At 60.9% G+C, this 13,644-nt stretch carries 12 protein-coding genes; 11 read left to right on the top strand and 1 reads right to left on the bottom strand.

All coding sequences use genetic code 11. The features are described 5' to 3' along the window. Positions 1-15 precede the first annotated feature (15 nt). Genes rfbB through J7I84_RS08645 form a run of 4 tightly spaced genes read left to right on the top strand, consistent with a single transcriptional unit; the run spans position 16 to position 3,565 of the window. Positions 16-1,014, top strand: coding sequence for a dTDP-glucose 4,6-dehydratase (rfbB, locus tag J7I84_RS08660; RefSeq protein WP_214943447.1), 999 nt, complete (start codon positions 16-18; stop codon positions 1,012-1,014). Positions 1,015-1,017: 3 nt separating this feature from the next. Further along, the gene (locus tag J7I84_RS08655; protein ID WP_214943444.1) at positions 1,018-2,448 is read left to right on the top strand and encodes a bifunctional dTDP-4-dehydrorhamnose 3,5-epimerase family protein/NAD(P)-dependent oxidoreductase; all 1,431 of its coding nucleotides are present in this window, start codon (positions 1,018-1,020) and stop codon (positions 2,446-2,448) included. Next, positions 2,445-3,170 (top strand): glycosyltransferase family 2 protein, encoded by a 726-nt coding sequence (locus tag J7I84_RS08650; RefSeq protein WP_214943441.1) that lies wholly within the window; start codon positions 2,445-2,447, stop codon positions 3,168-3,170. The genes J7I84_RS08655 and J7I84_RS08650 overlap by 4 nt, the downstream gene beginning before the upstream one ends. An 8-nt stretch (positions 3,171-3,178) precedes the next feature. Further along, complete coding sequence (locus J7I84_RS08645) at positions 3,179-3,565, top strand: DUF2304 domain-containing protein (protein WP_214943438.1); 387 nt, start codon at positions 3,179-3,181, stop codon at positions 3,563-3,565. A gap of 108 nt (positions 3,566-3,673) precedes the next feature. Here J7I84_RS08645 and J7I84_RS08640 read toward each other — a convergent pair whose 3' ends face one another. Further along, the gene (locus tag J7I84_RS08640; RefSeq protein WP_214943435.1) at positions 3,674-4,555 is read right to left on the bottom strand and encodes a glycosyltransferase family 2 protein; all 882 of its coding nucleotides are present in this window, start codon (positions 4,553-4,555) and stop codon (positions 3,674-3,676) included. 159 nt (positions 4,556-4,714) lie between these two features. Here J7I84_RS08640 and J7I84_RS08635 point away from each other — a divergent pair, with 159 nt between their 5' ends. From J7I84_RS08635 to J7I84_RS08605, 7 genes are all read left to right on the top strand, one after another. Beyond that, on the top strand, positions 4,715-5,467 hold the full coding sequence (locus tag J7I84_RS08635) for a glycosyltransferase (RefSeq protein WP_214943432.1): 753 nt from the start codon (positions 4,715-4,717) through the stop codon (positions 5,465-5,467). Continuing rightward, positions 5,467-6,402, top strand: coding sequence for a glycosyltransferase (locus tag J7I84_RS08630; RefSeq protein WP_214943429.1), 936 nt, complete (start codon positions 5,467-5,469; stop codon positions 6,400-6,402). The genes J7I84_RS08635 and J7I84_RS08630 overlap by 1 nt, the downstream gene beginning before the upstream one ends. Before the next feature lie 50 nt (positions 6,403-6,452). Then, a complete protein-coding gene (locus tag J7I84_RS08625) occupies positions 6,453-7,496 on the top strand; it encodes a hypothetical protein (RefSeq protein WP_214943426.1) in 1,044 nt (347 codons plus the stop codon). Positions 7,497-7,526: 30 nt separating this feature from the next. Next, positions 7,527-8,759 (top strand): lipopolysaccharide biosynthesis protein, encoded by a 1,233-nt coding sequence (locus J7I84_RS21890; RefSeq protein WP_214943423.1) that lies wholly within the window; start codon positions 7,527-7,529, stop codon positions 8,757-8,759. Beyond that, on the top strand, positions 8,756-10,729 hold the full coding sequence (locus J7I84_RS08615) for a DUF6541 family protein (protein WP_214943420.1): 1,974 nt from the start codon (positions 8,756-8,758) through the stop codon (positions 10,727-10,729). The genes J7I84_RS21890 and J7I84_RS08615 overlap by 4 nt, the downstream gene beginning before the upstream one ends. A 150-nt stretch (positions 10,730-10,879) precedes the next feature. Further along, complete coding sequence (locus J7I84_RS08610) at positions 10,880-11,860, top strand: substrate-binding domain-containing protein (RefSeq protein ID WP_214943417.1); 981 nt, start codon at positions 10,880-10,882, stop codon at positions 11,858-11,860. Next, positions 11,857-13,554 (top strand): DUF2142 domain-containing protein, encoded by a 1,698-nt coding sequence (locus J7I84_RS08605; RefSeq protein ID WP_214943414.1) that lies wholly within the window; start codon positions 11,857-11,859, stop codon positions 13,552-13,554. Before J7I84_RS08610 ends, J7I84_RS08605 begins: the two co-directional genes overlap by 4 nt. Positions 13,555-13,644: the final 90 nt, after the last annotated feature.

The following is a 13,644-nucleotide window of genomic DNA, read 5'->3' as shown; positions in this document are numbered from 1 at the left end:
GTAGTCTTGGGAATTATGCAGCGACTTCTTGTTACCGGCGGTGCCGGCTTCATTGGCTCAAACTTTGTCCACTACGTTATTGAGAACACCGAAGACCATGTCACTGTTCTGGACAAGTTGACCTACGCCGGCAACCTTGCGTCGCTGCAGGGCCTTCCAGCCGACCGCTTCTCCTTCGTTGAGGGTGACATTGCCGATCCCGCCGTCGTGGACGGGCTCGTTGCCGCGGCAGATGTAGTGGTGCACTACGCGGCAGAATCGCACAATGACAACTCCCTGCACGACCCCCGGCCCTTCCTTGACACCAACATCATCGGCACCTACACCCTGATCGAGGCAGCACGGAAACACAACAAGCGCTTCCACCACATCTCCACAGACGAGGTCTACGGCGATCTCGAACTCGATGATCCCGAGCGTTTCACGGAGCAGACCCCATACAATCCGTCCAGCCCGTACTCTTCCACGAAGGCCGGCTCCGACCTGCTGGTCCGCGCCTGGGTTCGCTCTTTCGGGCTTCAGGCAACCATCAGCAACTGCTCCAATAACTACGGCCCCTACCAGCACGTGGAAAAGTTCATCCCACGGCAGATCACCAACGTGATCGACGGCATCCGGCCCAAGCTCTACGGCAAGGGGGAAAACGTCCGCGACTGGATCCATGCCAACGACCACTCCTCCGCCGTCCTGGCCATCATTGCCAAGGGCCGCATTGGTGAGACCTATCTGATCGGCGCCGACGGTGAGAAGAACAACAAGGATGTCGTTGAACTGATTCTGAAGCATATGGGCCAAGCGCCGGACGCCTATGATCACGTTGTCGATCGGGCCGGACACGATATGCGCTACGCGATCGATTCAACAAAGCTCCGTAGCGAGCTCGGTTGGGAACCCCGGTTCTCCAACTTTGATGCGGGCATCGAGGACACTATTGCCTGGTACCGCGACAATGAGGACTGGTGGCGCCCACAGAAGGCCGCCACCGAGGCCAAGTACAAGGAACAGGGCCAGTAGGGCATGTCCATCGAGTTCTCAAAAAAGCTCGCCGTCCACGAAACTCCGATTCCCGGCGTCGTTCTCTACGATCTTCCTGTCCACGGCGACAACCGCGGGTGGTTCAAGGAAAACTGGCAACGGGAAAAGATGGTTGCACTCGGCCTGCCGGACTTCCGGCCGGTGCAGAACAACATCTCGTTCAACGAGAAGGCGGGTACCACCAGGGGGATCCACGCAGAGCCCTGGGACAAGTTCATTTCCGTAGCCACGGGGCGAATCTTTGGAGCCTGGGTGGACCTGCGCCAGGGCCCCACGTTTGGTGCTGTTTTCACCGCCGAACTTGATCCGAGCCAGGCGATCTTCATCCCGCGCGGCGTCGGCAATGCCTTTCAGACCCTTGAAGATACGACGGCTTACACGTACCTCGTCAATGACCACTGGTCTGCGGATGCGCAAGGACAGTACACCTTCCTGAACCTGGCAGACGAGACTGTGGCTATCGAGTGGCCCATCCCCCTCTCCGAAGCCGAGTTGTCCGACAAGGACAAGGCCCACCCCCGTCTTGCGGACGTCGCGCCCATGCCGCCAAAGAAGACCCTGGTGGTCGGAGCGAACGGCCAGCTGGGTAAGGCACTGCGGAAACAGTACGACGGCGACACTTCCGTTGAGTTCGCATCGCGCAGTGAGTTCGACCTCAGCAGCCCGGACGCTTTCACGGGCCGCACCTGGAAGAACTACTCCACTATCATTAATGCTGCCGCCTACACCGCTGTCGATGCCGCAGAGACTCCGGAGGGCCGGGCGGCCGCCTGGGCCACAAACGTGACGTCATTGACGCAGCTTGCACGAGTCGCCATTGAACATGACCTCACCCTGGTTCACGTTTCCTCCGACTACGTCTTCGACGGGGCCAAGGAGGTCCACGCGGAGACGGAAGCGTTCACGCCGCTGGGCGTCTACGGGCAGACCAAAGCAGCCGGTGACGCTGTGGTCAGCGTGGTCCCCAGGCACTACATCGTCCGCACGAGTTGGGTTATTGGGGAAGGCAACAACTTTGTGCGCACCATGGCCACGCTCGCATCGCGCGGGGTCGAGCCCTCCGTGGTGAACGACCAGTACGGTCGCCTAAGTTTCACTGACGACATCGCAGCAGGTATCCGGCATTTGCTGGAATCCGGCGCCCAGTACGGCACGTACAACCTCAGCAACGACGGCGAACCGCAGTCGTGGGCCGACATCGCAGCGGACGTCTACGAATTGTCAGGGAAAAACCGGGCCGCAGTGACGGGCGTGAGTACCAAGGAATACTTCGAGGGAAAGGATGCCGCGCCCCGCCCGCTCAACAGTGCCCTGGACCTCTCAAAGATCAAAGCGGCAGGCTTCGAGGCACCGCCAGCAGGGCAGCGCCTGACCGAGTACGTTAATTCGACCATGAGCGGATCCCCAGCATGACCGAAGCACGCCACGACACCCTTGTCATCATGCCGGCTTGGAATGAGTCGGAAGCAATCGGCAACACCATTGCGGAAGTCCTCGAATTCGGACCGCCATGCGATGTGTTGGTGGTGGACGACGGCTCCCGTGATGACACTGCCCGGGTGGCACGCGCTGCAGGCGCCACCGTGGTGCAGTTGCCGTTCAACATGGGTGTGGGCGGGGCCATGCGAACCGGCTTCAAATATGCCAAGATGCACGGGTACCGGCAAGTCATCCAGGTGGACGCGGACGGCCAGCACGACCCCCGGGACATCAAAGCAGTCCTGGACGGACTTCGCGACGCCGATATAGCCATTGGTGCCCGCTTTGCAGATGCCGGAAACTACACGGTGCGCGGCCCCAGAAAATGGGCCATGAACGTCCTGGCATGGACCATATCCCGGTTGGCACGCACGAAGCTTACCGACGTGACGTCCGGTTTCCGCGCAGCGAACGCCAAAGCAATCCGCCAATACCTGGACCATTATCCGGCCGAGTACCTGGGCGACACGATTGATTCACTGGTCGTGGCGATCCGTTCAGGCTGCACGGTCCGCCAGGTTGGCGTTTCAATGAGGGAGCGTCAGGGAGGCACCCCGAGCCATGACCCCATTAAGGCCGCCATTTACCTCGGCCGCTCAGGGATGGCGCTCTTGTTCGCGCTGACGCGCAAGAAATCCACCCCTTCCACCAACTAGGAATCCACATGTCCCTCCTTATGGGCTCCATCGTCGTCGTGGCGATTCTCTTCTTCGTCTTCGAAATGCTGCGACGGCAGAAGCTGCGTGAGAAATACGCGGTTCTCTGGATCATCATCGGCATAGGAACACTGCTGCTGGCGGCTTTCCCCGCGCTGCTCGAGCAGGCCAGCGGCCTGCTCGGAATCCAGGTCCCCGCGAACCTTCTCTTCATCACCACACTGGTCCTCCTCGTTGGGGTATGCCTCCACCTGTCCCGTGAGCAGTCACAGGCCGAAGATGAGGTCCGCATTCTTTGCGAGGAGGTGGCTCTGTTGAAGGTGGAGCTTTCGGCGTTGCAGCAGAGCGTCGGGGCACACCCGCGGCAGGACGGCACCACCGGCCCCGCTGCGTAGGAGCAGTACTCCCGCCGGGGCGGGCCGCAGTGGCCGACACAAAGAGGGAGCGACCCCGGCGGGTCGCTCCCTTTTTGTGTACGCGGTCAGCCGATTTTATGCACTCGGTCAGCCGAAAATGTGCTTTGCCAGCCGCGGGAGCGAGTCCACCCGTCCCATCGCCACAGACTTGACCACCAAGGATGCCGCGTTCAGCCGGGACGTCGTATGGAAGGACGCTGCCCGTGCAGCGCGGTTCCAGCCCAGCTCCTTGAAACGGGCAGCTTGTCCCTCGAAGAAGCGACGCTCTTCGTCAAAACGTCGCCCGTCCAGGGCACGCACGGAAGAATCTGAGGCCGAGTGCCTCCGGTAAAGGAACGACAACGTGGGGTCAACGACAAGGGAACCCCCTTCTGCGGCTATGTCCAGCAGCAGAGCGAGGTCCTGGACAACGTCCAGGCCGTCGGTGAAGCCGATCCGCACAATGGTCTCCGACCGCCAGGCCAACGACGGAAAGTATGCCCAGTCGGCACGCACCAGGCTTGTAGCCATCTGCTCACCCTTGAGCTCGATCCGTTCACGGGTCTTCGGCGCGTAGGCCTTCTTGACTGCATCCGCCAATGGGATGCAGGCAATGCCCTTTTCATCGATGACCTGAACACCGGGTTGGACAACGCTGGCATGCGGATAGGTCTCGAACGCGTCCACGACGACGTCCAGGTAGTTGGGCAGCATGACATCGTCTGCGCCCATGATGACCACGTAAGGCGCCTCGACCATCGTCAAAGCCTTGCGGTAGTTGCCGTTGGCACCCAGGTTTTTCTCGTTCTTGAGGTACGTAACGCGAGGGTCAGTAATCGTTGAGAACCAGCGTTCCGGCTCCGGGTCCGGATAACCGTCGTCGATGACGATGAGCCGCCAGTCTTCGTTCTCCTGGTTCATCACGCTTCGGGCTGCGAGCTTCATCTGATCGACATCGCCGTAGTAGGGCAGCATTACGTCAACGGTCATGGACCTGGGATTCCTTCCGTGGGCTCCGCTCGAAGAACTCGGCGGCTTCCCCACGATTATAGTTGACCGGCCCATGTCGGGCCTGTCAGGCACAGCTTGCTAGACTGCTTGGGGTCCTGCCCGCCCCGCTGGCACCGCCCGGAGTGAGGAGAAATACTTTTGGAGCCCAAAGCCACACAGCCCCGCGTCAGCGTCTGCATGGCTGCCTACAACGGCGCCCGCCACATCAGGGAGCAGATCGACTCGATCCTTCCAGAAATCGGCCCCCACGACGAAGTCATCATCGTCAATGACTGTTCCACTGACGAGACGGCCGCCATTGTCGCCGCTATTCCCGACGCTCGGATCCGGCTCATCGATGCGGAGCAAAACCGCGGCTATGTCGCCACTTTCGAACGGGCCCTCGGTGAGGCGCGGGGAGAGTTCGTCTTCCTTTCGGACCAGGACGATGTGTGGCTGCAGGGCCGGGTGGAACGCATGATTTCGGCCTTGGACGGCAAGGACATGGTGGTCAGTAACTGCAGGCACTTCGACGGAGCGCCCGGCTCATTTCATGAAATTCGTTTACGGGCCAAGGATTCCACCCACCACGTGCGCAACCTCCTTGGCATAGTGGTCGGTTACCGGCTCCACTGGGGGTGCGCGATGGCCGTTCGGCGGAACCTTTTGGCGCAGGCACTGCCGTTCCCCCACTACATGGACGAATCCCACGACCAGTGGCTTTCCACTGTGGGCAACGTCAACCGCTCCATCGTTTATATGGAAGAAGACACCATCCTGCACAGACTTCACGGCGAGAACCTGACGCCCCACGGTATCCGCTCAGCCTCAAAAATAATTCGTGCACGGATCGCCTTCCTGCGCAACGTCTACGTTGCCGTGCGCCGCTTCCGCCAGACCAGGCAGGCGTGATGGTGCAGCCTGAACCCAATCCGACCAGTCCGCACCCAAATGTGTGTGGAGTTGTATCGGCTTACAACCCCGGAGCGGAAAACGTTGCCAACGTAAAGTGGCTGTTGCGCTTCGTCGCCCACGTCGTGGTTGTCGACGACGGCTCGCGTGAGGATGTAGCCCAGGCCTTGGAAGAGATGGAGCAGGCGGGAGCCGTCGTTTTGCGCCTCGGCACCAACTCCGGGATTGCCCGGGCTCTGAACACAGGGATCAAGGAGGCACTCGAGCGCTGGAACCCGGAGTGGATTGTCACCATGGACCAGGATTCCAGGTTCACTGGAGACTACATCGGTGCCGCTCTCGCTACTGTTGCAGCATCCAGTGACCCGCACAGCGTGGGCATGGTGTGCGCGGAGTCGCACAATCACATACCCCTCCCGGTGTGGGGCGGCGGGGACGAGCCCCAGATTTTCGACCCCATGACGAGCGGCACTTTGGTGCGTGCACATACGTTCAGTGCTGTTGGCCTCTTCGATGAGGGCTTCTTCATCGATTGCGTAGATTCTGAGTTCAATGCGCGACTCCGTGAACACGGACTTCGCGCTCTTGCCGGCAGCGGCTGCAATCTGGAGCACAGCCTAGGCAGTGCACGCCCAATGAAGCTCCTCGGATGGCATGCGCACATCGGAGCCAAAAAGCTCTACATCTATTACCACGCGCCGTTCCGGGTCTACTACATCACCCGGAACTCTTTGACACTCGCACGCCGGTATGCCCTGAAACAGCCGGCCTGGGTTCTTCGCAGAATTTACATGGAAATCCAAAGCAACGTCGTGCGCTTCGGATTCGGTCCCAACAGGCGCAAACACGCGGTCGCCGCTGCGGCGGGCATCCGCGATGCGCTTCATCAAAAGATGGGCAAAATAGACGACGATCTCGCGGCCCGCCTCCGTTAGGCGCAGGTTCAAACCATCCGCCCTGCCAGGTCAACATCGAAAGACTACACATGACCACCAACCCAGGATCAATCTTCGTCCTCTATCATCGCGGCTTGCGCACAGGAGGACCCGAAGCTCTTCATCAGCTGGTCGATATGCTGCGTGAACTCGGCCAGGACGCCTACCTCGTCCCGCATCCGCACACGTCAGGCAATGACCGCGTGGAGCAGTACGGAATTTACGACGCCCCGGAGGCGGCAGAAATCGTCGATGCCGCCGAAAACATTGTGGTTTATCCGGAGACGTACGTCCACGAAATGTCCCACATCAAGCATGCCCGCCGCATGTGCTGGTGGCTCAGCATTGATAACTCTCTGACTTTCATGGCTGAACGCATGTGGTACCGGAACTCGGCAGGCTTGTTTGAAAAGGCAAAGGAAGCCGCAGTCCCTTTCGCCCGGATGTGGAAGAACCGCGTAACGCCGGCAAAGCTCCGCACTGAAAAGGACGTAATCCACCTCGTGCAGTCGTCTTATGCGTGGGCCTTTGTGGCCACTCGTCTGGACGTGGTGCCCTCATTGGTCTCCGATTACACCCCTACCGAGGAATTCCAAGCGACGGCCACCGCCGAGCGTAACCGCCAACTTGTCACCTACAACCCCGCCAAAGGCGGACACATCATCGACGCCGTGAAGGCCGTATGTCCAACCGATATTGAGTGGCAGCCAATCGTCGGGATGACCCGCGCCGAGGTTGTCGCGACCTTGCAGAAATGCGGCGTCTATTTGGACCTGGGACACCACCCAGGTAAGGACCGGATGCCGAGGGAGGCGACACTTTCCGGTGCCCTGACCGTCGTGGCGCGTCGGGGTTCCGGCGCTTTCTACGCCGACGTTCCCATCCCCTGGGAACACAAAATCACCCCTGGAGACACAGAGGTTGCCACCGCTGCAGCCATGCTTCCGCGACTCATCGCCAATTTCGACCAGGAAGTGGCAAAACAGAGCAGCTACCGTGAAACCATCCTCAACGAACGTTCCCGATTCAGGCGCGAAGTTGAAGACGTCTTCGTCAACGGGCGGCTGGGCAAGGATGCCTATGACTATGTGTAGTAGTGACAAAACCGCGATGAGGACCACGGCGTGATAAAGAGGATCGCATCCTTCGCCGGATTGCCGCTGCTCGCCTCCCTTGCGTCATTTATCCTCCTGCCGATCATCGCCAGAGTTGGCGGCGCGTTGGCCTGGAATTCCCTGGCCGTGGGCCAGGCGGTTGGGGCAATCGCAGCGATTGTCATCGGTCTCGGGTGGCCACTAACAGGTCCTGCCGCCGTGGCCTCAGAAAGCGACCCGGCTACGAGGCGTCGGCTTTACGCCACCAGTTTCGTTACCCGTTCCTTTGTCTTTGTCTGCTGCATCCCCCTTATGGCAGCCGCGTTAGGGTTCACGGGCGTTAGAGACCAGTTCTGGGTCGCTTTCCTGATGGCCAGCGCCCAAGCGGCGGCGGGGCTTACCCCGGCTTGGTACTGCATAGCCACGGGGCATGCGGGCCGCATTGCCAAGTACGACGTTATTCCACGAATGGTTGCCACTCTGGGCGTCATCCCGCTCCTGTTCGCAACCGGGGGAATTTTCCTGTACCCGCTGGCGCTTCTGCTGCTCGGCCTGGCGGGAACCATGTGGTTCAACAAGGATCACGCTCAACGGACGGACTTCCACGGGCTGACTCCCCGGGCAGTGATTCGGGAAATCTGGGAACTGAGGGGCGGAGCCGGTGTGACTGTCGCCGCGGGAGCCTACGCTTCCACTCCCGTGATTGTGGTGCAGTTTGCTGCCTCCACCTCAGGGCTGGCTGCGTTCGTATCGGCGGAGAAGCTGTACCGCATCGGGCAACTCGCGACCGCTGCGTTGGGTAACAGCCTCCAGGGCTGGGTCAACGAATTCGGCTCCGACCATAAGGAGCGGCGAAAGTTCTCCCTCCTGGCCTTGTCAGTTCTGGGGGCAGCAGGCTGGCTGATCCTGGCCTTCCTAGGCCCATGGGCCAGCACTCTTCTTTTTGGTCCAGAGTTGGCGGCAGACTCCTGGACCTGTTTCTGGTTCGGACTGTCGTTCCTCCTCGTCTGTGTAACAACCTCCACCGGAGCGCACTGGCTGGTGCCTGCCAAGCAGATGCGTGTCGTTTTCTCCAGCACCATCGCAGGAGCCATTGTCGGCCTCCCTGCCATGGTCATCCTGGCGCACCTGATGGGCGGCCAGGGGGGCGCACTGGGGCTGGCGGTGGGCGAAATTGCGGTAACCGTCATACAGCTGCGTGCCATCATTCGGCTGATACGGGAGCCGTCGCCAGAGGATAGGACTGAGGAAATACCGTCGTGAACTGGCTAGGCATTCTTCCGGCGTCGGCAGTGGCGGTCCTGCTCCTGTATATCCCGGGCGCCGCCATCGCGTCCTGCCTCAAGTTCCGGTTGGGCGGGGTCCTAGGCGTCGCACCCCTGTTCTCAACGGCAGCCGCGGGGCTTGCCGGTGTAATCGGCGGGCTCCTCCACGTGCCCTGGAGCGTCCTCCCGTATCTTCTCCTCACCGCAGTTCTCGCGGCCGGAGCATTGCTCCTGACCCGCGGCATCCCCTGGCGGCTGAAAACCCCCTCCTGGCGGCAATCCTTCCCCTTCGCCGCGTTGGCCCTTGCGATGCTGCCCATGACGTGGCGGTTCATTCAGCTGGTTGGGTCACCCGACCACCCGTCGCAAGTGTTCGATAATGTCTTTCACCTCAATGCAATCCGCTTCATTCTCGACAGTGGAAATGCCTCATCACTGACGCTGGCTTCGATTCAGGGCGCGCAGGGCCTTGACGCGGTCTACCCCGCTGCGTGGCATTCTTTTGCTGCCCTCCTGGTGCAGCTGGCTTCAGTGGATATTCCTACTGCTGAGAACGTCCTGAACCTCATCATTGTCGTGCTCCTGTGGCCTTCCTCCTGCGTGTTCCTCGTCACGAAGACCATCTCGCGAAGACCCGCAGCCCTCATCATCACTGCGGTGATCGCTGGCACACAGGTCGCCTTCCCGTTCCTCATGATTGTCTGGGGCCCTTTGTTCCCCTACGCCATGGCCCTAAGCATGATGCCCGTAGTGATAGTCGAACTCGCAGCGCTGGTCCGCATCGGGCGGACGCGGACGGAACCTCTTCTCAGCTGGGCAGCGGCACTGGTGCTGTCGCTGGCAGGTCTCGCATTTGCCCACACAAGCTCCATCAACATAACGGTGGCGCTGGGCCTTCCGATCCTCGCCATATTGTGGTGGCGGGTCGCGTCGCGCCGGGAGATGTGGCGGGTCAATACCGCCGGAGCGTGGCTGTTCCTTGGCGGGACCTTGGGGATCCTTGCCGTCGCCGCGGTCCTTTGGCTGAAGCTGCGCCCAGCGCCGTATGACAACTGGGGACCAACCGTAAAGCCGGGCGCCGCCGTCGGGGAAATACTCACAGCCAGCACGATGCAATCAGCCATACCGGCCGTGGTGGTTTCCATCCTGTCGGTCTACGGTCTCCTTACCGCCTTCAAAGTGGGGAGGTGGCGCTGGATGGCTGCATGCTACGCCGTACTCGGAGGGCTTTATATCGTTGCGGCGTCGTTCCCGAAAGGCAGCATCCGGGACATCCTGATCGGCACCTGGTATCAGGACACATACCGCCTGGCGGCACTCCTGCCCCTGCTTGCGACCCCACTTGCCGTCATCGGAGGTCTTCGTCTGTGGGACTCAGCCCGCAACTCCCGCCACGGCGCGCGGGCGTGGCAGGTATGCGAAGTCTCCATCGACCGGATAGGCGCGAGCGGGAAAACAGTACTATCCACCGCCGCTGTGGTGGTCTTCGCACTCCTCGCTTCGTTCGCAGGTCCGCTGAGCCACTACATCCAGGGCGCATCGTCCGTTTACCGCTTCGACGCACAATCGGAGCTCCTGACACCCGATGAGCTGGCTTTAATACAGCGGCTTCCTACCCATGTCCCTTCCGATGCAGTCGTAGCTGACAATCCGTGGAACGGGAGTTCCCTTGTTTATGCGTACACCGGCCGCCGTGTCCTGACAACACACCTGTTTTCAACAGACGACCCCGCTACGGAACTCATTAATCAAAAGCTCGGAGACGCCGCGGACAACGCTGCCGTCTGCGCGGCCCTGCGTAATAAAAACGTGCAGTACGTCCTGGACTTTGGGTCCCGTTACCTGATCGACCTGCCAGGGTCAGAAAAGTACCCGGCGTTAACCAACCTTGCGCCGTCGAGGGGATTAACCCTCGTGGATTCGCAAGGGCCGGACGCACGGCTTTACCGGATTTCCAGTTGTGGATGAGCATGGCCTTCACCGGTGTGGCGCCGGTCGTGTCCCATACTTGCAGTGCTGGACCACTAGGCTGGATAGGTGATCCCCGTTTCTCCACGAACTAAAGTCAGTGCCGCTGTCCTGCTGTCCGCACTATTGCCCCTGTCTGCATGCGCAACCATGCCTTCGGGGACAATCGAGGGTGCCCTGACCGGAATTGGAAGCAATGCCGGCCAGGGAGCTGTCAGTGCGTGGGGCCTCGCGTGGGGAAGTTCGGTGAAGGGAACCTACGTGAGCTACTCCCCTGACGGGTCTGCAGCAGGGCTGAAAGCGTTCCAGGACGGGCAGTCACAGTTCGCTGTTGGTTCCGCCCCGCTCCCGGAAACCGAGGCTTCCGCGGTACGGGGAATGTGCTCATCCAAAGGTGCCATGTCAATAGCTGCCGGTGTCCTGCCTGTGGGCGTAGCCGTCAAGCTCAAGGGCGTCAACGACCTCGTCCTGGACGCCAAAACCCTTGCCCAGATCCTGCAGGGTGGCATCACGCGCTGGAACGACCCCAAAATAGCGGCACTGAATCCGGAAACCACCCTTCCTGACGCCGCCATCACGGTTCTCGTACAGGAGGGGCCCGCAGATACTGCCCGCCCCGTAAATTCCTACCTCAAGGACGCAGGAACCGATTGGAACCCGCCTGCCCAGGACCGTTGGCCGGGCAGTGTAAAAGGTCAAGTCCAGTCTCCCCCATTGGATCTCGCGAACAAGCTGGACGACACCAACGGAGGCCTGTCGATCCTTGATGGAAGCATCATCGGGAACAGGTTCGTCGCCGCCCAGCTTGTCTTCGACGGCAAGCCCCAGCGGCTCCAGGCATCCTCAGTGGTCGATGCCGTGTCCACCGGAAACGTAACCGCGTCGTCAAACGCCGTCACCCAAGCACTCGATGGGCGCTCGGGTTACGGCCTGGGCACCGTTATCTACATGTACGTGTGCAGGGAGTACACCGACGACCATATGGGCCGGCTCGTCCGTTCGTTCGGTGAAACCGTACTCAGCGAAGAGGCACAAAAGAACGCGAACGCATTCGCCTTCGTCATGTCGCCAAGCAAGAAGGCGGTGAACGAAGGGCGGGCCCTCGTCAATGCAATTGGAGACGGACAGTGAGTTTATTCCTAAGAAGCGTTCGCGGACGTTCCCTTCCCCGGCCCCTTCCCACCTTCGCGCTCCTGACGGCGATCTTCTTCCTGCTATTTGGCCTCTGGTCCCTGGCAACACCATTGATGGGCGTCCCCGATGAGCCAGCGCACGCCATCAAGGCGGCAGCCGTGGTCCGGGGCCAGGTCCTGGTTGAGGATGGCACATCATTTGGCCACGGCGTCCACGTCCGGGTTCCCAACTACATCGCCACTCTTCACGCCCAAAGCTGCTACAAGTTCAACAGGGCCCAGGCAGCCGATTGCGCAGCGCCCATCTACACGGACGATACCTTCACGAACATCGGTGTCACGTCGGCCGGCTCCTACAACCCGATGTACTACTGGATAGTAGGGCTTCCTACCCTGGTTATGTCCGGTGCCCCAGCAATCTATGGCATGCGCCTGGTAAGCGCACTTTTTTGCGCGGTGTTCTTCGCCGCGGGTTTCACAGCCTTGACGGAGTTGAGGCGGCCAAAGTACGCCGTCCTCGTCGCAGCCCTGGCCATGACCCCCATGGTTCTGTTCCTGGGCGGGGGCATCAACCCCAACTCACTGGAGATTGCCGCCACGATGGCTGCCTTCTCCGGATTCGTCGTCGTCCTCGACAACCGAAGGGGCACAAAACGGGTGCTGCCCGCCCTGGCAACCGTCGCGGCCGCCACGGTGGTACTGGCGAATGCCCGGCAAATATCGCTGGTGTGGTTGCTGTGCGCCCTCATCGTAGGGGTTTGCTCTTTCAGGCTGCGCCGGGTCATGACCGTCTTCAGTGACCGGAGGGTACTAACGGCAGTAGCATTGGCAGTTCCGGGGGCTCTCTTGGGCCTGCTGTGGATGTACATCGCAGCGAATGGCCCCGCCAACGTAGGAGTCGCCCCTGAGGGTATTGCCAGCCCGCACCCCGACGCCCCCCTCTACAGGGGCTTCATGATCATGCTTGACCAGACCTACGACTTCTTCCCGCAATACATCGGTACCATGGGCTGGCTGGACACGCCGGTCCCCGAACTGGTTGCCCTTGTCTGGGGAGCTCTCATGATCACTGGCCTTGTGGTCCCCTTCTGCGTCCGTCCACTAAGGAACTGGACGGGTTACTGGGTGGCGCTGGCGATGCTGTACCTGGTCCCGGCACTCCTGCAGACCGCATTGTGGCGCGGGATGGGATTCATCTGGCAGGGGCGCTACACACTTCCCTTAGTAGTCGTTCTGTTCATCAGTGTGGGGCTTGGCCTGCGGAAGCTGCGGTTTCCAGGCGGCGCTCTTTCTTTGCGCATCTCCCGGGTCTTCTTTTGGCTCGTCGTTGCATGCCACACGCTGGCCTTTGTCTACGTCCTGCGCCGTTACGTCGTCGGGATCAGCGAAATAGCCAACTGGCAAACATTGTTTTCGTCACCACACTGGCAGCCGCCCCTTGGTTGGCTGCCCCTGACCGTCCTGTATTTGCTCGTGACAGCGGTCGGAGCCCTGCTCCTCTTCCGGTACCTCTACGCGGGAAGTCCCCTGGTCAAGGGATCTCTGTCCCACGCGGGCAAAAGCCGGCCCAGTTCGGGCACAGTGGCAGACGACACGGAAGGAAGCAACCGGCGGGAACCCGCCCCGTCGGGTGCTGCTTCTGCGACGGGGCAGCCAATGAGTGCCGGCGAGAGCCTGCGGCAGGGGAAATAGACTGACAGGGTTTCCCCTATCAGTCTCGCGCACCTCGTCTCCTCCTGCTTTCAGGGGTGACCGCGCAAGCTGCCTGCCTGGCCTTCAGCG

Origin of the sequence: Arthrobacter sp. ISL-85 (assembly GCF_018613675.1) — a bacterium.
Taxonomy (GTDB): Bacteria; Actinomycetota; Actinomycetes; order Actinomycetales; family Micrococcaceae; genus Arthrobacter.
This window is presented reverse-complemented; position numbering and strand designations above follow the sequence as displayed.